This window comes from Streptomyces sp. NPDC002092, assembly GCF_053593775.1.
The window spans coordinates 150,227-170,048 of sequence record NZ_JBSFDG010000006.1; the positions used below are offsets into that span (position 1 = coordinate 150,227).

Annotated in this window: 20 protein-coding genes and 3 pseudogenes; 8 read left to right on the forward strand and 15 right to left on the reverse strand. The window is 71.0% G+C overall.

From position 1 onward, the window contains the following. Nucleotides 1–182 precede the first annotated feature (182 nt). From ACWCRD_RS15665 to ACWCRD_RS15675, 3 genes and pseudogenes are all read right to left on the reverse strand, one after another. A complete protein-coding gene (locus ACWCRD_RS15665; RefSeq protein WP_450966357.1) occupies nt 183–689 on the reverse strand; it encodes a MarR family winged helix-turn-helix transcriptional regulator in 507 nt (168 codons plus the stop codon). 36 nt (nt 690–725) lie between these two features. Further along, a pseudogene (locus ACWCRD_RS15670) lies at nt 726–1,278 on the reverse strand (acetoacetate--CoA ligase); the annotation flags it as partial. A 74-nt stretch (nt 1,279–1,352) separates the two neighbouring features. Next, a complete protein-coding gene (locus ACWCRD_RS15675) occupies nt 1,353–2,963 on the reverse strand; it encodes an MFS transporter (RefSeq protein WP_450966358.1) in 1,611 nt (536 codons plus the stop codon). Between the two features lie 121 nt (nt 2,964–3,084). On the opposite strand from ACWCRD_RS15675, the gene ACWCRD_RS15680 reads away from it, so the two are divergent. Further along, nucleotides 3,085–3,729 (forward strand): TetR/AcrR family transcriptional regulator, encoded by a 645-nt coding sequence (locus ACWCRD_RS15680; RefSeq protein WP_450966359.1) that lies wholly within the window; start codon nt 3,085–3,087, stop codon nt 3,727–3,729. 170 nt (nt 3,730–3,899) lie between these two features. Next, nucleotides 3,900–4,118: pseudogene (locus ACWCRD_RS15685) on the forward strand (LmeA family phospholipid-binding protein); the annotation flags it as partial. Between the two features lie 182 nt (nt 4,119–4,300). Here the strand turns inward: ACWCRD_RS15685 and ACWCRD_RS15690 are convergent. Beyond that, nucleotides 4,301–4,951 (reverse strand): TetR/AcrR family transcriptional regulator, encoded by a 651-nt coding sequence (locus ACWCRD_RS15690; protein WP_450966360.1) that lies wholly within the window; start codon nt 4,949–4,951, stop codon nt 4,301–4,303. A gap of 225 nt (nt 4,952–5,176) precedes the next feature. On the opposite strand from ACWCRD_RS15690, the gene ACWCRD_RS15695 reads away from it, so the two are divergent. Next, entirely contained in the window at nt 5,177–5,617 is a 441-nt protein-coding gene (locus ACWCRD_RS15695; protein WP_450966361.1) for an ATP-binding protein, read from the forward strand. Between the two features lie 13 nt (nt 5,618–5,630). On the opposite strand, the gene ACWCRD_RS15700 is transcribed toward ACWCRD_RS15695, so the two are convergent. Next, nucleotides 5,631–6,221, reverse strand: coding sequence for a PadR family transcriptional regulator (locus tag ACWCRD_RS15700; RefSeq protein WP_450966362.1), 591 nt, complete (start codon nt 6,219–6,221; stop codon nt 5,631–5,633). Nucleotides 6,222–6,318: 97 nt separating this feature from the next. Then, entirely contained in the window at nt 6,319–7,116 is a 798-nt protein-coding gene (locus tag ACWCRD_RS15705) for an SGNH/GDSL hydrolase family protein (protein ID WP_450966363.1), read from the reverse strand. Nucleotides 7,117–7,236: 120 nt separating this feature from the next. On the opposite strand from ACWCRD_RS15705, the gene ACWCRD_RS15710 reads away from it, so the two are divergent. Then, nucleotides 7,237–8,199, forward strand: coding sequence for an alpha/beta fold hydrolase (locus ACWCRD_RS15710; RefSeq protein WP_450966364.1), 963 nt, complete (start codon nt 7,237–7,239; stop codon nt 8,197–8,199). Nucleotides 8,200–8,211: 12 nt separating this feature from the next. On the opposite strand, the gene ACWCRD_RS15715 is transcribed toward ACWCRD_RS15710, so the two are convergent. The 4 genes from ACWCRD_RS15715 to ACWCRD_RS15730 all read right to left on the reverse strand — a co-directional run bounded on the left by ACWCRD_RS15715 (nt 8,212) and on the right by ACWCRD_RS15730 (nt 11,572). Continuing rightward, on the reverse strand, nt 8,212–8,991 hold the full coding sequence (locus ACWCRD_RS15715; protein ID WP_450966365.1) for an SDR family NAD(P)-dependent oxidoreductase: 780 nt from the start codon (nt 8,989–8,991) through the stop codon (nt 8,212–8,214). A 60-nt stretch (nt 8,992–9,051) separates the two neighbouring features. After that, nucleotides 9,052–10,158, reverse strand: coding sequence for an NAD(P)/FAD-dependent oxidoreductase (locus ACWCRD_RS15720; protein WP_450966366.1), 1,107 nt, complete (start codon nt 10,156–10,158; stop codon nt 9,052–9,054). A 101-nt stretch (nt 10,159–10,259) separates the two neighbouring features. Then, nucleotides 10,260–10,511 (reverse strand): hypothetical protein, encoded by a 252-nt coding sequence (locus ACWCRD_RS15725; RefSeq protein WP_450966367.1) that lies wholly within the window; start codon nt 10,509–10,511, stop codon nt 10,260–10,262. 146 nt (nt 10,512–10,657) lie between these two features. Then, nucleotides 10,658–11,572 carry a LysR family transcriptional regulator gene (locus ACWCRD_RS15730; RefSeq protein WP_450966368.1) on the reverse strand — a complete coding sequence of 305 codons (915 nt, stop codon included), beginning with the start codon at nt 11,570–11,572 and terminating at the stop codon, nt 10,658–10,660. Nucleotides 11,573–11,727: 155 nt separating this feature from the next. Here ACWCRD_RS15730 and ACWCRD_RS15735 point away from each other — a divergent pair, with 155 nt between their 5' ends. Continuing rightward, nucleotides 11,728–14,034, forward strand: coding sequence for an FdhF/YdeP family oxidoreductase (locus tag ACWCRD_RS15735; RefSeq protein ID WP_450966369.1), 2,307 nt, complete (start codon nt 11,728–11,730; stop codon nt 14,032–14,034). Between the two features lie 406 nt (nt 14,035–14,440). Here ACWCRD_RS15735 and ACWCRD_RS15740 read toward each other — a convergent pair whose 3' ends face one another. The 4 genes from ACWCRD_RS15740 to ACWCRD_RS15755 form a co-directional block, all read right to left on the reverse strand. Further along, nucleotides 14,441–14,743 (reverse strand): hypothetical protein, encoded by a 303-nt coding sequence (locus tag ACWCRD_RS15740; protein ID WP_450966370.1) that lies wholly within the window; start codon nt 14,741–14,743, stop codon nt 14,441–14,443. Between the two features lie 91 nt (nt 14,744–14,834). Next, nucleotides 14,835–15,491, reverse strand: coding sequence for a DUF1326 domain-containing protein (locus ACWCRD_RS15745; protein WP_450966371.1), 657 nt, complete (start codon nt 15,489–15,491; stop codon nt 14,835–14,837). 144 nt (nt 15,492–15,635) lie between these two features. After that, nucleotides 15,636–16,520, reverse strand: coding sequence for an LLM class flavin-dependent oxidoreductase (locus ACWCRD_RS15750; RefSeq protein ID WP_450966372.1), 885 nt, complete (start codon nt 16,518–16,520; stop codon nt 15,636–15,638). Nucleotides 16,521–16,545: 25 nt separating this feature from the next. Continuing rightward, a complete protein-coding gene (locus ACWCRD_RS15755; protein ID WP_450966373.1) occupies nt 16,546–17,565 on the reverse strand; it encodes an aldo/keto reductase in 1,020 nt (339 codons plus the stop codon). Between the two features lie 164 nt (nt 17,566–17,729). Between ACWCRD_RS15755 and ACWCRD_RS15760 the strand changes: the two genes are divergently transcribed. From ACWCRD_RS15760 to ACWCRD_RS15770, 3 genes are read left to right on the forward strand one after another with little or no spacing between them, the layout of a single operon-like run. Next, a complete protein-coding gene (locus tag ACWCRD_RS15760; RefSeq protein WP_450966374.1) occupies nt 17,730–18,320 on the forward strand; it encodes a TetR/AcrR family transcriptional regulator in 591 nt (196 codons plus the stop codon). A 9-nt stretch (nt 18,321–18,329) separates the two neighbouring features. Further along, nucleotides 18,330–18,755, forward strand: a complete 426-nt coding sequence (locus ACWCRD_RS15765) for a cadmium resistance transporter (protein WP_450966375.1) — start codon at nt 18,330–18,332, stop codon at nt 18,753–18,755. After that, nucleotides 18,752–18,934: a hypothetical protein gene (locus tag ACWCRD_RS15770; RefSeq protein ID WP_450966376.1), complete on the forward strand. Its 183-nt coding sequence runs from the start codon at nt 18,752–18,754 to the stop codon at nt 18,932–18,934. Before ACWCRD_RS15765 ends, ACWCRD_RS15770 begins: the two co-directional genes overlap by 4 nt. 250 nt (nt 18,935–19,184) lie before the next feature. Here ACWCRD_RS15770 and ACWCRD_RS15775 read toward each other — a convergent pair. Beyond that, a pseudogene (locus ACWCRD_RS15775) lies at nt 19,185–19,822 on the reverse strand (hypothetical protein); the annotation flags it as partial.

Consider the following 19,822-nt stretch of genomic DNA (forward strand, 5'->3'; position numbering starts at 1 on the left):
GCCCGTCCTCCACACTCAGCAGGCTGCGGCCGTTCCCCCTCCCCTCCTCTCGCCACGGCCGTGCCGACGCCAACATCATCTGGTACCTGTCCGACCTGCTGGGCCGCTCCGAGGAGCTCGGTCACCGCCCGCGGGTCGTGCACCGCCCGGAGCCGGGCCGCAGCGGCCTGCGGCGCTGAGTCCTACCTGCGCCGCCACGGCAGTACGGCCGGATCGGTCTCGGTGTTCTCCACGCGGTGCAGGGCGTCGCTGATGGCCTCGCCGATCTCCGCGAACTGCCGTACCTGTTCCGGGGTGAGGGCGTCGAACACGGCCCGGCGCACGGCGTCGACATGGCCCGGGGCGGCCCGTTCCAGCAGGGCGCGGCCCTCGTCGGTGAGCACGGCGAGCTGGCCGCGGCCGTCGGCGGGGTCCTCGCGGCGGTCGACGAGGCCGACCTCCCGCAGCCGGTTCACCGCATGGGTGAGCCGACTGCGGGTGATCTTGAGCCGCTGGGCGAGTTCGGACATGCCGAGGACGCCGTCGGGCGTCGAGGAGAGATAGGCGAGCAGGCTGTAGTCGGCATGCGTCATGCCCGCGTCGCGCCTCAGCTGGCGGTTGAGATAGTCGGCGAGCAGCGTGGAGAAGTCGACGTAGGCCAGCCAGGCTCGTCGTTCGTCGGCGTTGAGCCAGCGCGGCGTGGTGGGCATGGGTACACCCTATCGGATCGCCGTTTGAAGTTTCAACTACATCCGGTTCTTGCGGCGCTCCTCGCCCAGACGGGCGTAGTAGGTGGACGAGGTCGGGCGCGTCCACGGCGGCCGGATTGACCACCTGCTCGATGGAGACGCCCTGGCACAGACGCTTGACCGGGACCTCGGGGTTCTTGCCAGTGCGGGTGTGCGGCGGGCCGGGACCTGGAGGATCTCGTCGGGTACGTGCCGATGCGGATCGCGTCCCGGACGCTCGTCCGCAGGGCGTCATCGAGGACCGCCCCGGCCGCGAGGACCACGGTGAACGGCACCCAATAGGAGCCGGAGCGGCCGTGGACGATCACCGAGCCGCGACCGGTGGCGGTGATCCAGTCGCAGTGCCGCCATACACCGGGAACGCCGAGAAATAGGCGTCGTGGTAGCGGCTGCCGTCGGGGGCGTTCCAGAAGGACAGCGGCATAGGGGGCATGGGGCGGGTGACGACCAGCTCGCCGACCCGATCCACCACGGGGAAGCCTTCGGTGTCATGGGCCGCGAGCGCCACGCCCAGATGCGGTGCGCCCAACTCCCCCGCCCAGACCGGCGTTGCCGCCGGACGACGCCCGCGAGGTCGTCCGGCGCCCGCTGCCCGACCTCGGCTGAGGGGCCGGGCGGGGCCTCTTACAGGGAGTGGGTGAGCGCCCGCTCCTCTGCCGGCACCGGCTCTTCCGTCCGGTACTTGCCGGTGCTGCGGCGGCCGGGCAGCACCGCGAGGACGATCATCGTCCCGGCGGCCATGATGATCCCGCCGACCAGGCTGGTCTGGGCGACTCCGTGGGCGAAGGACTCGTGCACGGCATCGACCAGGGCCTGCGCCTGCTGGGGCCCGCCGGTGGGGTTCTTCGCGACCTGCTCGGCGACCGCGAGGCCGCCGCCCACCGAGTCCTTGGCGGTGTCCAGTGCCGCTGCCGGGAGGTGACCGCCGATCAGGCCGGTCAGCTTGTCGCGGTAGGCGGTGCCGAGCAGTGAGCCGAGGATCGCGATGCCCAGGGAGCCGCCGAGTTCCAGGGCGGTGTCGTTGGCGCCGCCGCCGACGCCCAGCTCGCTCTCCGGGAAGGAGCCCATGATGGTGTCGGTGGCCGGGGAGACGCTCAGGCCGATCGCGAAGCCGAGCAGCAGCATCGTCGGCACGAAGTCGGTGTAGGTGGAGCTCTTGTCGACCTGCGTGAGCAGGAAGACGCCCACGGTGCCGATCACCATGCCGGCCGTCGCCATCGGCTTCATGCCCAGCTTCGGGGTCAGCCGGCCGGTGATCGCGGCGCCGAGGAAGACGGCACCGGCCAGCGGCAGCAGCCGTACGCCGGTCTCCAGGGCGTCGTAGCCGAGGACGAACTGCAGGAACTGGGTGGCGTAGTAGATCGCGCCGAACGTGCCGAAGAAGAAGAACAGCACCGCCAGCATGGAGCCGCTGAAGGGGCGCAGCCGGAACTTGCGGACGTTCAGCATGGGGTGCGGGTGGCGCAGCTCCCAGGCGACGAAGGCCAGCAGGCCGACGCCGGCGACCACGGCCGCGGTGATCGGGCCGGCACCCCAGCCGAAGTGCGGGCCCTCGATGGTCGCGTAGACCAGGCTGCCGACCGAGACGATGGAGAGCAGACCGCCGACGTAGTCGATCCGGCCCATCTTCTCCGCCTTGGAGGGTGGAACCAGCACCAGCGCACCGATGACGGCGACGACCGCGATGGGGACGTTGATCAGGAAGGTCGAGCCCCAGGCGTGGTCCCCCAGCAGGTAGCCGGCGACCAGGGGGCCGACGGCGATCGCGAGGCCGGAGGTGGCGGTCCAGGCCGTGATGGCCTTGGCGCGCTCGCGCCTGGGGAAGATCGCGACGAGGAGTGACAGCGTGGCCGGCATGACCACGGCGGCGCCGACGCCCATGATCGCGCGGGCCGTGATGACCAGAGCGGTCTGGTCGGCCTGACTGCCCATCACCGAACCACCGGCGAAGATCACCAGGCCGGCGAGGAGCGCGCCGCGGCGGCTGTACTTGTCGCCGATCGAACCCAGGACCAGCATCAGCGCGGCGTACGGGACGGTGTAGCCGTCGATGACCCACTGCAGGTCGCTGCTGCTCAGGCCGAGGTCCTTGGTCATGTCGGGCGCGGCCACGATCAGCGAGGTGTTCGCCATGACGACGATCAGCAGGCTCAGACACAGGACGAGCAGGGCCCACCAGCGTCGTGCGTACGGCCCGGTCATCTTCTCGACGGGTGTGTTGGCAAGGAAGGGCATGGGGGGCTCCTAGCGGGACGAGTTAATTGCCCATCGATGTGCAGACTAGTTTATTGCCCGCCGGTGTGCAAATATTTCAGGGATCCCTTCCAGCCGCCCCGCTTCCGACCGAGGTACCGATGTGACCGCCCGATCCGCCCCGCCCGCGCCCCGCCGCCCTGCGGCACGCTCCACCCGCACCCGCATCCTGGAAGCGGCCCTGCAGGAGCTGGCCCGCAGCCCGGACAGCACCCTCGCCGACATGGCCGAGGCGGCCGGGGTCGCACGGCGCACCGTGTACGTCCACTTCGCCGGCCGGTCCGCGCTGGTGGAGGGGATCGCCGCGGACGCCGCGGAGGCGATACGCCGCGCCGTCGCCACCACCGGCGCTCCGGGCGCCGACGCCGCGACCGCGCTCGCCCGCCTCGTCCTCACGCTGTGGCCGGTCGGCGACCGCTACCGCGTCCTCATCGGCCTCGCCCGCCAGGACCTCGGTCCCGGCCGGGTCGACGAGGTCCTCTCCCCCGCCCGCGCCACGGTCACCGCGATCCTCGCCCTCGGTCAGCAACAGGGCGTCTTCCACACCCGCGTTCCGCCGGCCCCGCTCGGCAGAGCCCTCGAAGCGCTGCTGCTCGCACTCCTGGACCGCGTCAACGCCGGGACCTGGACCGACGACGGCACCCTGGCCGCCACCGCGGCCCTGATCGCCGCGGGAGTCGGCAGCGATGCCGCGGCCACCACGGTTCACCGCCTGCACAACACCGGGCAGGCACACCGACCCCGCTGAAGGAGACCGCATGTACCAGCCCGAATACGGTTACGAGGACGAGGTCACGGACGCGTCCTTCGAACCGTCCCCGCCGCCCCCCTGGCCGCGCTGATCCTCCTACCCTGGCGGTCGACCGGGTCGCGGCGGCCCCCGCGGAGTCGCGCACGGCGACGCCTTTCCAGCAGGGCATGGGCACACCCGAACGGCCGGAGGTCGACGTCCACGGCTGCCCCGTGCTGACCCAGCCGGCCTCCGGGACGCTGCGGCACGGGGACATCACCGCATACGCCCTGCCGGCCGACGGCTCCGACCGCCCGCTGCCCGTCTCCCGGCTCGACCTCGATCTGCACGGACTCACGAAGTCCGGCGACGACAGCGAGGCGCGGGCCCGCTCGGCCGCGGCGACCGCCTTCCTGTCCTGCCCGGATCTCTCCAACGCCCTCGGCCTGGAGGTGTCCCAGGGAGCCGGCCCCCGGCCGCATCGGCGCCAAGGTCCAGCTGCCCTTCGGCGACGAGGTCACGGTCTCGGCGGCCGCCGGCAACCGCATCCACCTGCGCTCCCCCACCACCACGGCGACCGGTCCGCGGCTCACACGTCAGCGGCCGGCTCCTCGCGCGGCACGATCGCCGCGACCTCCTCGACCACCGCGCTCGCCCGCTTCTCCGGCACACCGGCCGCGATCAGCGTGGCGACGGCCGTACGGGTCCCGTCGTCCTCCAGCGCCCCGGTGTTGACGTCCTCCAGCAGCGCGACCGTCATCGCCTCCAGTCCGGCGCTCAGCACGGCGGGCGGCAGATGGGAGTGGAAGACGCCGTCCCGCTGTCCGCGCTCCAGGATGGCCGTGACCGCCTCGCGGGCCGGGGCGAGGACCTCGGTCACCCGCTCCGCACCCAGGTCCCGCCGGGCGAGGCCCAGCAGCATCCGGTAGCGGTCGCCCACCGGCCAGATGCGGAGCGCGAAGTACGCCAGCGCCCGGTCGGCCGGCTCCGCGGGGCGCACCGCGTCCACCAGCACCCCCTTGAACGTCTCGGACGCCTCTTCGGCGAGCGCCTCCAGGAGCGCCGGGCGGCCGGGGAAGTGACCGAAGAGGGTGCGCCGTACGACACCTGCGGCGCGCGCGAGTTCTTCCAGAGTGATGTCCGGGTTGCGGCCGAGCTCCCTGCGGGCCGTGGCCAGGATGCGCGCCCTGTTGGACCGCGAGTTGCGGCGCAGCGGTACACGGGCGGCGGATTTGGTCACGGTTCAACCTCGGCGGTGCGTGGGCGGGTGGCCTGAGCAGGCGCAATGGCGTCCATTTTGGCACGGTGCCCCTCTGACCAGACCGGCTACGCAGCAGGCAGTAGGCGCCACTCGGCCAGATATGGCCAGATTCAACCGCCCCTCATGTGCACAGTGACATTCATCTGTCACTGTGCGCTTATTCGAGTATCGAGATCTTTTCCATGTCATTCGGGAGGGATGCGTGTGCTGAGACGTGAGGCGTTCCGGCTTCCCCGTCATCCGGCTTCGGTCGGCTTCGCCCGGTACCGGGTACGGCAGCATCTGGCCAGCTGGGGGCATGCATCGAACGACGAGATGACGGAGAGGGTCGTTCTGCTGGCGTCCGAGCTGGCGGCGAACGTCGTGCGTCACGGGCCCATCCTGGAGCGCGAGTTCGAGTTGGCGGTGACGGCGCGCGCGGACGGCTCGTGCTTCATAGCCGTCTCCGACGAGAGTCCGGCGCAGCCGGTCCTGCACGACGTGCCCACCGGTGACGACGAGAAGGGGCGCGGCCTGCACCTCGTCGACCAGCTCGCCCAGACCTGGGGTGTACGGCCTCGGGGGCGCCACGGCAAGACGGTGTGGGCCGTGGTGCGCCATCCCCGCCCGCACACCGTCGCCGGCCTGCAGAAGCCGTGCAGGTAGCGCACCGGCCGGGTCAGTCGCCGGACGGTTCGGCGAGTGCCGCGGCGCGCTGTTCGAGTCTCTTCAGGGCCGTCTCGCTCCACTGCAGGTTGGCCCGCTCGAGGGCGATGCCGCCCTGCAGGGTGAGGTAGGGGCCGATGCGCTCGGCGGTGGCGAGGTACTCGTCCTCGGTGCGGCCGTCGAGCATGCGTTCCTGCATGCGCCGGTAGCGGGCGAGCTTGGCGGTGGCCCGCTCGAAGCGCTCGGCCACCGAGGCCCGTACGGCCTCGAAGTCCCCGGCGTCACCGATGTCTACGCACTGGACCTTGACCATCAGCTCGTCCCGCAGGGCCGGCGGCTTGGCCGGGGCCTCGCCGACGTAGTCGCGCAGGACCTCCAGGCCGGCCTCGGTGAGCGAGAAGAGCCGCTTGTTGGGCCGGCGCTCCTGCTGGACGACCCGGGCGGAGACGAGCCCCTCGCTCTCCATGCGCTCCAGCTCGCGGTAGAGCTGCTGCGGAGTGGCCATCCAGAAGTTGGCGACGGAGGCCTCGAAGCCCTTCGCGAGGTCGTACCCGGACGCCTCACCCTCCAGAAGCGCGGCCATCACCGCGTTGCGCAGAGCCATTGCCCCAATTTAACACCGTGTTGATTAGTCAATAGGACGACTACTACGGCGGTGTCGGGCGCCTGACGGCGCGAGTCGGGCTCAATCCCGCCACGGCTCAGGAGGGGTCGTCGGCAAATGCGGTCACCGGGAGGAGCGCGGGCCTTTTGGCCTGGCGGCCGTCGCCGGAGGAGCGACCCCGCACCCGCCGTACGATCCAGGGCCCCAAGAAGGCGCCGGCCCAGCGCAGTTCGGCCCCGACGGCCCGCAGGCCCGTGCGGGCCACCGCTTCGGGAGGCAGCGGTCGCGTCCAGCTGTCGTCGCTGCCCGGCAGGTCGAGAGCGTGGGCAACGGCGGCCGCGATGCGGGCATGGCCGAGCGGGCTCGAGTGCAGCCGGTCGGCGCTCCACATCCGGGGATCGGCCACCGCCGGGTAGGGCCATGAGTCGACCATGGCGACGCCGTGCCGTCGGGCCGCCTCCCGGATGCGGTCGTTGAGGGCGAGGACGCGGGGTGCGAGCGGCCGGGCCGAGGGGGCGAGCCGGCCGGGGTCGGGGAAGGCGACCGTCGCGACGCGGGCGCCCTGTGCGGTGAGCGCGGCGAACATGGCCTCCAGATGACCGGCGACCTCGTCCGCGTCGAACCGGGGCCGCAGCACGTCGTTGAGGCCCGCGACGACCGTGGCGAGATCGGGCCGCAACTCCAGGGCGGGCACCAGCTGTTCGGCACGCACCTGCCCGGCCAGCCGCCCGCGCACGGCGAGGTTGGCGTACAGCAGGCCCGGGCTCTCCCGCGCGATCTGCTCGGCGAGCCGGTCCGCCCACCCGCGCAGACCCTGGACGTCGTCGCCGTCGCCGACGCCTTCGGTCTGGCTGTCACCGACTGCGACGTACCGCAGATATCCACTGCCGGCCACGGACCCACCGCCTTCCGTTGACACGGCACGACTGCCGATCGACCTAGGTGATTAATCTCTTACTCGCATTGTTGACTATATCAGCCGGTCGAAGATCACGAGGAACGTAGGCTCGTGCCCATGGCTGAGCATCGGACGGTTGACGTGAACGGCATTCGGCTGCATGTGGCACAGGAGGGCGAAGGCCCCCTGGTCGTGCTGCTGCACGGTTTCCCCGAGTCCTGGCACTCCTGGCGTCACCAGTTCGGCCCGCTGGCCGACGCGGGCTTCCGCGTGGTCGCCCCCGACCAGCGCGGATACGGGCGCAGCGACCACCCCGCCGAGGTGGGCGCCTACAGCATCCTCCACCTGGTGGGCGACGTCGTCGGGCTGATCCATGCGCTCAGCGAGGAGCAGGCGTTCGTCGTGGGGCACGACTGGGGCGCCCCGGTCGCCTGGCACACCGCGCTGCTGCGGCCGGACGTCGTGCGCGGCGTGGCCGGGCTGAGCGTGCCGCCACCGTTCCGCAGTTCCCGGCCGCCGCTGGCCGTCATGGACGAGCGGTTCGACGGCCGCTTCTACTGGAACTACTTCAGCCGACCCGGTGTCGCGGACGCCGAGTTGGCGCAGGACACCCGCACGGCCCTGCGGAAGATCTTCTACACGGCTTCCGGCGACGCGCCCGGCGCCGGCTCGGGCGCCCAGCCGTTGATCGAACCCGGCCAGGGCTGGCTGGCGACCATGGCGGACCCCGAGACCCTGCCGGAGTGGTTCACCGAGGAGGACCTCGACGCCCTCACCGAGAGCTTCTCCCGGGGCTTCACCGGGGCGCTGAACTGGTACCGCAATCTCGATCGCAACTGGGAACTGACCGCCCCCTGGCACGGCGCCGTCGTCAGCTCGCCCGCCCTGTACGTGTACGGCGACCGCGACCTGGTCCCGGCCTTCCCCGGCACGCCCGAGCTCATCGCGGCCCTGCCGGATCTCATGCCCGGCCTGCGCCGCAAGCCGGTCAAGTTGGCGGGCTGCGGCCACTGGACGCAGCAGGAGCGTCCCCGCGAGGTGAACGAGGCGCTCATCGACTTCCTCACCGAACTCGTGTGAACGGTGCCGTGATCAGTGGACGGACAGTCCGCCGTCGACGAAGACGGCCTGTCCGGTGACATAGGCGGAGGCGCGGCTCGCCAGGAACACCGCCGCACCAGCGAAGTCGTCGGCCAGACCGTTGCGCCCGACCATGGTGCGCGCGGCCAGCGCCGCCACCTTCTCCGGGTCGGACGACAGCCGCTCGTTGAGCGGGGTCATCACAAAGCCCGGCACGAGCGTGTTGCAGGTGACGCCGTACGGCGACCATGCCTCGGCCTGGGAACGCGCCAGGGACTCCAGCGCCCCCTTGGACACCCCGTAGGCCCCGCTCTGCACGAACGCCCGGTGCGCCTGCTGAGAGGTGACGTGGATGATCCGTCCGAAGCCCCGTTCCGCCATGCCGGGGCCGAAGCGCTGCCCCAGCAGGAAGGGCGCCTCCAGGTTCACCGCCATCGTGGTGTCCCACACGTCCTCGCCCAACTCCCCCATCGGCGGCCGCAGATTGATCCCGGCGCTGTTGACGAGGATGTCGGGCTCCCCGAACGCCCCGGCCGCCTTCTCGGCCGCCGCGCGCACGCCGTCGCGGCTGCCCAGGTCGGCGCTCACCCAGGCCGTCCGGCAGCCCTCGGCCGTCAGCTCGTCGACCGTCGCGGCCAGCTCAGCCTCCCTGCGTGCCACGACCACCACGCTCGCCCCGGCCCGCGCGAGGGCCGCGGCGATGGCGCGGCCGATGCCGGAACTGCCGCCGGTCACCACGGCGACGCGGTCGCTGAGCGAGAACAGTTCGGAGAGGTACGTCTGCGAGGTCATGCCCGCACCCTAGACAAGCACCCGTCCGCCCCCTGGACGCGGGAGGGCCGGGACTGTGTCTCAGGCAGCGGTGTAGCCGAGTTGGCGCCTCATGTACGGGGTCATGAGCGTCTTCGCCTTGGCCAGCACCGAGGTGCGGCCGCCGAGGACCGCGCTCTCGCCGCCCGGCACGGGCAGCAGGGTCAGCCCGTCGGCCGGGCCGAAGGGCACGATGAGCGGGGTGCGGTGGATCGCCCGGTACAGGCGGGGTTCCCTGCGGTGCCTGCCGGAACTGTTCAGGTAGGTGCGGATGTTCCAGGCGGCGAGGTCTGCCTGGCCCAGCGCGGCGGGGGTGATCTTGAGTTCGGTGGCGTCGTTCACATCGCCGACGGCGAACACGTCCAGCCGGCCCTCGACCCGCAGGGTGCGGTCGACCCTGACGTGCCCGGCCGGGTTCAGCCAGTCGCCGTGTCCGCCCAGGCGCAGCCAGAGAGTGTTGGGCGTGGTGCCCGTCGCCCAGAAGGAGAGGTCGGCCTCGATGACGGTGCCGTGTGCGTCGCGGTAGGTGCCGAAGTCGTTGCCGGGCGACATGAACGAGTCGAGCCGTACCTCCACGTCGTGGGACTCCAGCCAGGCCCGGGCCCTGCGCCCGGCCCGTTCGACGCCCGTGGAGTGCAGCAACGCCGGCCCGGAGTGGGCGAGCGTGACCCGGGCGTCCGGCCGGGCCAGCCGTACCTCGGCGGCGAGTTCGACGCCGGAGGGGCCGCCGCCGACGACGAGGACATGCCCGGCCGCGGCGATCTTCTGCTGGTGCCCGGCGAAGGACTTGACCGCCTCGTCGGGGGTGGTGCCTGTGAAGCGGGCAGGTTCGGGGTAGTCGGCGCCGGTGGCGATCACCACCACGTCGTACGGCAGCCTCTCCCCCGTCGCCAGGACGACCTGGCGCTCGGTGGTGTCGATACGGACCGCCTTGCCCACGACCACCCGGCCGTTGCGCAGCAGTCGGTCGTACGGGATGAAGGGGGTCACCGACCACTCCGGGCGAACTCCGGCGCGCAGTGAGGCGATACGGTGGAAGAAGACCTCCTTGCGGTCCACCAGCGTGACCCGCGCCACCGAGTCCAGTCGCTTCGCCAGCCGTACTCCCGCGTAGCCGCCGCCGATCACTACTACGTCGCCGTCGCGCACAACGCGTCTCCTGTGCCTGTGGGGGGATGCGAGCGCCGCGATGTGGGGCTTCCTCGGCCACTCGAAGTGCGAACGAGCGTACCGCTTGAAACTTAAAGCTCTCATGGAGCTTTGTGGGAATTCTGTGAAGCGAACGAACGTGAAGGGGCCTCCGGGTGGGCCCAGTCGACGGGCGCCCGGTGGGTGACGACGTAGACCGGCACGCCGAAGGGGTGCCTACCGCCCCAGTCCTGGGTGATGTCGAACAGCCGGCGGCCGACGGCGAGCGCCCCGAAGGCCGCCATCTGTTGCCGAAGGTGTTCCGCGCTGGGCGGCGACAGCCGGAAGGTCCAGCGCGGGTCGGCGGACGGCACCTCGATGTCCCCGTTGCGGTGCCAGGCGAAGAGGTGCTCGGAACCCGTCTCGGCCGGACCGGCGATGAACCCGTTCTGTGTCTCTGTGCACCCCGCTTGCAGTGGGTGTGGGGACCTTCGGCCACCGGGAATCTCATCGGTCCTGGCTAGTCGGGCAGCCGCTCCAGCGCAGCCGCGACCCCCGCCTGACCGACGGCGTCGATCAGCGCCTGCCCGATCACCGAGACCGGCTCCCGCGCCGGGAGGACCAGCCCGATGCGCTCCGTGCGGACCGGCCGGACCAGGGGAACCGCCTGCATCCCCGCGGGCACGCCGAAGACGTGCAGCCAGGCGTGCGGTACGACGCTCGCCCAGTGCCCGGCTCTGACCTGCGCGAACAGCGAGGCGATGGAGTCCGTCTCCACGCGCGGGGTCACGGAGACGCCCGCCGCCTCGAAGGCCGCCTCCAGGACCTGACGCCCCTGCATTCCGGGGTGCAGCAGGCACAGCGGGTACTGGGATGCCTCCTCCCAGGAGATCTCGGCCGGGCCGAAGGCGCGGCCGGAGCGCTGGATCAGCAGGACGTAGCGCTCCAGGTACAGCGGGACGAACTTGAAGCCGTGTTCCATGACGGTGCTGTGGTAGGTCACGGCGGCATCGAGTTCGTACGTCTGGAGTCGGCTGACGATGTCCACGGACTGCAGGTCCGCGAAGACCTGCACGGTCGCCAGCGGGTTGGCCACGCAGAACGGCTGGGTCAGGAGCGCGACCGCCGTGGCGGCGGTGGGGACGGTGCCGATGCGCAGCCGTCCGGTCAGCCCCGCCCGCAGTGCCTGGATCTCGCCCTGCATCGCGTCACGGTCGGCGAGGATGCGCTGCGCCCACAGCACGACACGCTCGCCCTCCGGTGTCAGGCCGTCGAACCTGCGGCCCCGCTGGACCAGGGGGATGCCGAGCTCGTCCTCCAATTTCCGGATGCCCTCGGACAGGGTCGGCTGGGAGACGTAGCAGGCCTGCGCCGCCTTCGCGAAGTGGCGGGCGCGCGCGAGGGCGACGAGGTATTCGAGTTGACGCAGGAGCACCTTGCCATGATCCCTCGTCCGGGGCCGTGCCGCGCCGCTGGCGCCGAGCACGCTGCATTGATCGGTGCCGCCTGTCACGCGATAGGAACTTCCGCTTTGACCTGGTCCGACGCACTGCCCAAGAGTGTCGTGCGAATGAGAGGGCGAGGTGTGCGATGCGGGACTTCGAAGAAGACGGAGCGGACGAGGGCGAGCTGTCGGTCTCGGCTCCCAAGACCTGGGCCACCGGCGCTCCCGCCGTCGTGCATGCGCTCAAGTACGCGCTCGGCCAGACCTCGCCGAAGCGCACCGCGCTGACGCTGCTCAGCATCAACCAGGCGAAGGGCTTCGACTGCCCGGGCTGCGCCTGGCCGGAGCCCGCGCCGGGCGAGCGGCACCGCAACGAGTACTGCGAGAACGGCGCCAAGCACATCAGCGACGAGGCCACCTCCCGGCGGGTGACCGCGGAATTCTTCCGGCAGTACTCGGTGGACGAGCTGAGCCGGAAGTCGGACTACTGGCTCAACCAGCAGGGCCGGCTCACCGAGCCGATGGTGCTGCGCGAGGGCGCGACCCACTACCAGCCGGTCGGCTGGGACGAGGCGCTGGACCTGCTGGCCCGGGAGCTGCGCGCCCTGGACCACCCGGACGAGGCGCTGTTCTACACCTCCGGGCGGCTGGCCAACGAGCCGGCCTTCCTGCTGCAGCTGTTCGCCCGGGCCTTCGGCACCAACAACCTGCCGGACTGCTCCAACATGTGCCACGAGTCCAGCGGTTCGGCCCTGAACGAGACCCTCGGGATCGGCAAGGGCAGCGTCAGCCTCGACGACCTCCACAACGCCGACCTGGTCTTCGTCGTGGGGCAGAACCCCGGCACCAACCACCCGCGGATGCTGTCCGCGCTGGAGGAGACCAAGCGGCGCGGAGGCAGCGTCGTCGCGGTCAACCCGCTGCCCGAGGCGGGACTGCTGCGCTTCAAGCATCCGCAGAAGGCGCGCGGCGTCATCGGCCGTGGCACGGACATCGCCGACCAGTTCCTGCAGATACGCCCCGGCGGCGACCTGGCCCTGTTCCAGGCGCTGAACCTGCTGCTCCTTGAGGCGGAGGACAAGGAGCCGGGCACCGTCCTGGACCGCGCGTTCATCGACGAGCACACCACCGGCTACGACGCCTTCGCCGAACAGATCCGCACCACGTCCTGGGATGCGGTCCTGGACGCCACCGGGCTGACCCGCGACGAGATCGAGCAGGTCCACGAGCGCGTGCTGAACAGCCGCAGTGTCATCGTCTGCTGGGCCATGGGCCTGACCCAGCACAAGCACGGCGTGCCCACCATCCGGGAGGTCGTCAACTTCCTTCTGCTGCGCGGCAACATCGGCCGCCCGGGCGCGGGGGTGTGCCCGGTGCGCGGGCACAGCAACGTCCAGGGCGACCGCACGATGGGGATCTGGGAAAGGATGCCGCAGGCGTTCCTGGACCGGCTGGGGCAGGAGTTCGGCTTCACCGCGCCGACCACGCACGGCCTGGACTCCGTGGACTCCATCCGGGCCATGCTCGACGGCCGGGCCAAGCTCTTCCTCGGGGTCGCGGGCAATTTCGTGCGGGCCACGCCCGACAGCGACGCCACCGAGCGCGCCATGCGCAACTGCCGTCTGACGGCGCACATTTCGACCAAGCTCAACCGTTCGCACGCGGTGTGCGGACGGACCGCGCTGATCCTGCCGACGTTCGGCCGCAGCGACCGGGACGTCCAGACGGGCGGCGAGCAGTTCATGACGGTCGAGGACTCCATGAGCGAGGTCCACGCCACCCGCGGCCGGCTCGCCCCCGCGTCCCCCCACCTGCTGAGCGAGGTGTCCATCATCAGCCGCCTCGCCCGCCGGGTGCTGGGCGGCGAACCGGACATCCCCTGGGAGGACTTCGAGGCCGACTACGACCTCGTCCGCGACCGCATCGCCCAAGTCGTCGAGGGATTTCACGACTTCAACGAGCGGGTACGGCGCCCCGGCGGCTTCCGGCTGCCCAACCCGGTCAACTCCCGCGTGTTCCGCACCCCCAGCGGCAAGGCCGTCTTCAGCGTCAACGACTTCACGATGCTCCAGGCGCCCAAGGGCCACCTGGTCCTGCAGACCCTGCGCTCGCACGGCCAGTGGAACACCGTCCCCTACGCGATGGACGACCGCTACCGGGGCATCAAGGGCGGCCGCCGCGTCGTCCTGGTCAACCCGTCCGACCTCGCCGACCTCGGGCTGGCCGACGGCAGCCTCGTCGATCTGGTCAGCATCTGGACCGACGGTTCGGAGCGCCGCGCGGAGGCCTTCCGCGTCGTCGGCTACTCCACTCCCGCGGGTTCGGCCGCCGCGTACTACCCGGAGACCAACGTGCTGGTGCCCCTCGACAGCGTCGCGGACATCAGCAACACCCCGACGTCGAAGAGCGTGATCGTCCGTCTGGAGCGGGCGCCCGGGCGGGCACCGGCATGAGCAGCGGGTAGCGTCGCCCCGGTGAATCTCAACCTCTTCAACGATGTGCCCGGCGGCCTGACTCGACGAGCCCGATCGTTCGTCGGCGTGCACGGCGTCAGGGTCGGCGTCCGGCCCGTGGAGGGGCACAGGCAGTGCTGGCTCGAGCGGGGCGTCCCCGTGGGCGAAGCAGATCACCAGGCTCGTCGGCGACGACGTCGATGGCATCGAGTTGGACGGCTACGAGCCGGTGCGCGAGGTGATGGGCCTTGCAGACACCTGGTGGCGAGGCCCTGACTGTCTGGTGGCGCTTCATTCCGGGGAGGCCGAGGCGCTCGGCATCCCCGGAGGCCGCACGGCGTTGATCTACTCCGGGCTTGATGAGTGGGGGCTGCGAGGGGGTGTCGACGCAGGGCACGGCTGAGAGTCAACTGCGGTGCCGGTAGTAGGTGATGTCGTCCGTCGTCGCGTAGTTGACGTGGTCGAGGTCGATGACGGTGAGCACCGCGATGTGGCCGCTCGTGGTGTCGCGCAGGCAGAACGTGCAGCTGGGCGGGGCTTGGCGGAAGTGGATCCAGCCCCTGGGGGGATGGCGGGTGGCCTTGGCGGCGCACGGCCCGGCATTCGGCGTGGTCCTGCCCGGGACGGCGTATGCGTCGGTCAGCGGCCGGAGCCACGTCCGCTCCCCCTGCCGCTCATGGCCCGCCCGGGCTCGGCATGGAACGGTCATGCCGGGGAGACGGCGAGGCACGGACCCGGCCATGCCCCCGACAGGCGGCCCTTCACCTTGAGCGCCTTCAGAGCGAGGAGCTCGTTTCCACTCAGTCAGGTCCGCTCCAGTCGAACGGGAAGTACTTGCTCGACTTCCCCGAGCGCTCCCAGGAGAAGCCGAATGCGTCGGCACGGTCGGTCGTGGCCCGCCCCCAGGTGGCGACCTGGCCCGGGCCGACCTCGGCGCCCGGCGCGTTGTGGACCTGGACGCGGGCACCCTGCGACGTCGTCGGGCCGGTGAGTGCCTCGGCGGCGGCCGTCACCCGGTCGGGAATCTCGGCCCGCCAGCCGGCGAGGTCCTCGTCGATCTCCACGTGGATGGGGACGACGTCCATGCCGCGCATCTCGGGGTGGAACATCCCCACGAACTGCGCCGGCCATCCGCCCGCCGCACCCCCGAAGACGGCCTGGAGCGCCCCGCGTTGCTTTTCATCGGCACGTTCGTCGAGGAAGACCGCGGCGTACGGGTCGGTGTGCGTGCCGGACCAGACGTCGCCGGTGAAGGAGGCGACGATCACGACGTTGAGGTCGTCCAGCCGCACGTCGCCGTAGTTGCCCTCCCGGATGTGCCAGGCCATGACGCCTTCGCAGTCGCCGTAGGTGGGGGGCTGTGCAAATGTGCAGGGGCACGGTATGGGGCACTTGCACACATCGAACCAGTCGCCGGTCAGGTGCCAAGCCGTACTGGTGGTGGTCTGCTCTGTCATCCCGCTTCCCTCCTGCCGAGCCCGAGGGGCTCACTCGGAGTGGCGAGACCGGGTTTCCCGAGCCCGCTCGCGGGATCGCGAAACGGCCTCCGTTCCAGCTTGCACCTGACCGGCCGGGAGGGGAACCCGGCCCTGTTCAGCGGTTCATACGAGGGCCGACGCGCCGATGATCCGGTCGGTCAGCCACCGTACGACACCGTCGGGGCAGGGCGACGGCAGCCCCAGGACGATGTGCCGGAAGCCGGCGTCGATCGCCCCGGTGATCGCGTCCCTCGTGGCGTCCGGACGGTCGTAGGAGACCGGCAGGACGATCGAGCGCGTGATCGAGGCGGGATCACGACCGATCTCGGCACAGTGGCGGTCCAGCAGGGCGCTGCGGCGGACGGCGTCGTCGATGTCGCCGCCCGGCATGTTCCACAGGTCGGCATGCTCGGCGGCTACGCGCAGGGTCGCGGACGAGCGTCCGCCGATGAGGATCGGCGGATGGGGGCGCTGGACGGGTTTGGGGTTGCCGAAGGCTCCGGTGAGGTGGTGGTGAGTGCCGTGGAAGTCGAAGGGCTGCTCCTCGGTCCACAGCCGCCGGATCAGCGTGCATGCCTCGGCCAGGCTCTCCACGGCCCGGGCGGTGTCCTGGAAGGGCAGGCCGTGCGCCGGGTACTCACGCCGGGCCTCGGGCGGGTCGGGCCGGGATCCGACGCCGAGTCCGAGGTCGAGCCGGCCGTCGGAGACGACGTCGACGGTCGTGGCGATCTTGGCCAGTATGGCGGGCGGCCGGAACCGGTTGCTGGTGACCAGGAGGCCGAGGCGCAGCCGGTGGGTCTGTGCGGCCAGGGCCGCGAGCAGCGTCCAGCCCTCGTAGATCGGTCCGTCCGGGTCGCCTGCGATGGGCATGAGGTGGTCGAACAGCCAGGCGTGCTCGATCTCCCGGATGGTGTCGGCCTCGCGCCAGACCCGCAGGACGTCGCGATAGTCGACCTGCATGGGGGCGGTCATGATGCCGAAACGGACTCGCGGTGCGGTCGTCGTCATGGGGTTGCCGTTCCTCCTTCGACGGTCAGCGGCGGCGCAGTGACGGGTTGAGCAGGGCAGGCGGGGTGTCGTACTTCTCGTGCGGGGCAAGATCGGTGCCGGGGGCCACGATCGTGTCGATCGCGTCGAGTACGTCGGCCGGGAGCACGGTGTCGGCGGCGGCGAGCTGGGAGCGCAGGTGCTCCAGCGTGCGGGGGCCGATGAGTGCGCTGGTCACGGCAGGGTGCGCGGTCACGAATCCGAGCGCGAGCTGGATCATCGTCAGTCCGGCCCGGTCGGCGAGCTCGGCCAGCCGCTCGACGGCGTCGAGCCTGGCCCTGTTCTCGGGAAGGCCGGTGTCGAAGCGCTGCGGCATGAACGTCGAGCGGCTGGTGGTGACGGAGCGGCCGGCTCGGACGGCGCCCGACAGCCAGCCGGAGGCCAGCGGGCTCCACACCAGCACTCCGAGCCCGCACTCCTCGGTCACGGGCAGGACGTGCGTCTCGATCCCGCGCTGCAGGATCGAGTAGCTGGGCTGTTCGGTGACGTAACGGCCCAGGTGATGCTCGCGTGCGGCCCACTGGGCCTGCACGATGCGGTGGGCGGGGAAGGTGGAGGACCCGAAGTAGCGTATTTTTCCCGCGCGTTGCAGATCGGTGAGGGCCGACAGCGTCTCCTCGTCGCCGGTGCTCGGGTCCCACCGGTGGATCTGGTAGAGATCGACGTGGTCGACGCCGAGCCGGCGCAGGCTGTCGTCCAGCGCGGTGACCAGCCAACGCCGAGAACTGCCCCGGTGGTTGCGCTCGTCACCCATGGGCAGGCCCGCCTTGGTGGCCAGCACGATGTCGTCGCGGCGGCCCGCGATGGCTTTGCCGACCATCTCCTCCGATTCGCCGTCGCCGTACATGTCGGCGGTGTCGATGAGGTTGATCCCGCTTTCGAGCGCGGCGTCGACGATGGCGGTGGCCTCGTCCTGGGTGGTGCGCCCGATACTGCCGAAGTTCATCGCGCCGAGCGCGAGCGAGCTGACCTGCACACCGGTGCGGCCCAACGTGCGGTACTGCATGACCGTGCTCCTCCATTGCGGGTGGGTGGCGGTGCGTTGCGACCAGGCATGGCTTGGTCGCGGGGCTCCGGCTCTGGCATCATGCACAAAGCGGAACGTCGCTCCGATTACGATACGGAACACTGCTCCGCTTCAGCAAGCCCGATGGCGGAGGGAATGGCACGGTGAACGACGGCGACAAGGGCGCGGGACGCGCAGCCCGGCCCAAACGGACGGACGCCCGGCGCAACGAGCAGACCCTGCTCGACGCGGCCGCCGCGGTCTTCGTCACCTCGGGCGTGGAAGCGCCGGTGCGGGACATCGCGGCGAGGGCCGGTGTCGGGATGGGCACGATCTACCGCCACTTCCCGACCCGGGCGGACCTCATCGTCGCCGTCTACCGGCACCAGGTCGAGGCCTGCGCCGAGGCCGGCCCCACCCTGCTGGCGACCAGCCCCACCCCCTACGCCGCGCTGGGACAGTGGATCGACCTCTTCGTCGACTTCCTGGTCACCAAGCACGGGCTCGCCGGCGTGCTGCAGTCCGACAACGCCGGCTTCGACACCCTGCACGCCTATTTCCTCGACCGCCTCGTGCCCGTGTGCACCCAACTGCTCGACGCGGCAGCCGCCTCCGGCGAAATCCGGTCCGACCTGAAGGCCTACGAGCTCATGCGCGGCGTCGGCAACCTCTGCATCGGCGCGGAAAGCGACCCTCGCTACGACGCGCGCCGATTGGTCGAACTCCTCATCGCAGGCCTACGCCGACAGAGCTGACGTCCGTCCATGAACCTGGGCATGGTCGCGCAGGCGGCCGGACTGTTCGCCGTCACCAACATCGACGACATCCTGCTGCTGTCGCTGTTCTTCGCGCAGGGGTCGGGCCACCGCGGCTGCGGCCGCCGCATCACACTCGGCCAGTACGCCGGTTTCACCGCCATCCTCGCCGTCGCCGTCGCCGCGGCGTTCGGCGCCACTTTCCTGCCGGAGTCGGCCATCCCGTATCTCGGGCTGCTTCCCCTCGCACTGGGCCTGAAGTCGGCCTGGCAGGCATGGAAACACCGCGACGACCAGGATGGGAACCGCGCACAGGAGACGACCGAGGACAGCGGCCCGAGAACGCTGGAGGTCGCCGCGGTCACCTTCGCCAACGGCGGCGACAACATCGGTGTCTACGTCCCGTGTTCGCCACCGCCGGCCTGGGCGGGATGAGCGTGTATGCCGTGGTCTTCCTGGCCCTGGTGGCCGTGTGGTGCCTCGCGGGCCGCTTCTTCGCCACCCGAGCGGTCATCGCCAAGGCGCTCAGCCGGTGGGGGCACGTCCTGCTCCCGTTGGTCCTGATCACCCTCGGGCTGCTGATCCTCGTCGAGGGCGGCCCATTCGGCGGGTAGCCCCCGGCCGGCCGATGGCCGGGCCCGACCGCCCGGGCCCGGCACGACAGCCCCTGAGGGGCAGTCAGTGTCGGCCCAACGCCCCTAGGTACCTTCCCGGGCCGCCGGGCGGCCGGCGGAAGGCGAGGACACCCATCGCCCCGCGCAGCCCCCAGGATCAGCTCCTCCTCGTCGTGTTCAAAGCGGTTCGCGAGCGGGGCGAGCCGCCCGCGCTCCGCGTCCAATGGGGTCGAACGGAGCCGTTCGCCGGCTACTTCGAGTGATCCGGCTTCGACGGCTGGTCGGGATATGCCGGCTTCGACGGGTGCTCCGGAAAGGCGGGCTTGACCGGCTGCTGAGGGTACGCGGGCTTCTCCGGGGACGCGGGCTTCACCGGCTGCTGAGGGTACGCGGGCTTCTCCGGGGACGCGGGCTTCACCGGCTTCTCAGGGAACGCAGGCTTCTCCGGGGACGCGGGCTTCACCGGCTTCTCAGGGAACGCAGGCTTCACCGGGAATGCGGGCTTCACCGGCTTCTCAGGGAACGCAGGCTTCTCCGGGAACGCGGGCTTCACCGGCTTCTCAGGGAACACAGGCTTCACCGGCCTCTCAGGGAACGCAGGCTTCACCGGCTTCTCAGGGAACGCGGGCTTCGCCGGCTGCTGCGGGTACGCGGGCTTCTCCGGGAATGCGGGCTTCACCGGCTTCTCAGGGAACGCAGGCTTCTCCGGGAACGCGGGCTTCTCCGGGAACGCGGGCTTCTCCGGCTGCTGCGGGTACGCAGGCTTCTCCGGGAACGCAGGCTTCACCGGCTGCTGCGGATACGCAGGCTTGACCGGCTGCTGAGGGTACGCGGCCTTCGCTGGATACGCAGGCTTCACCGGCTGCTGCGGGTACGCAGGCTTCACCG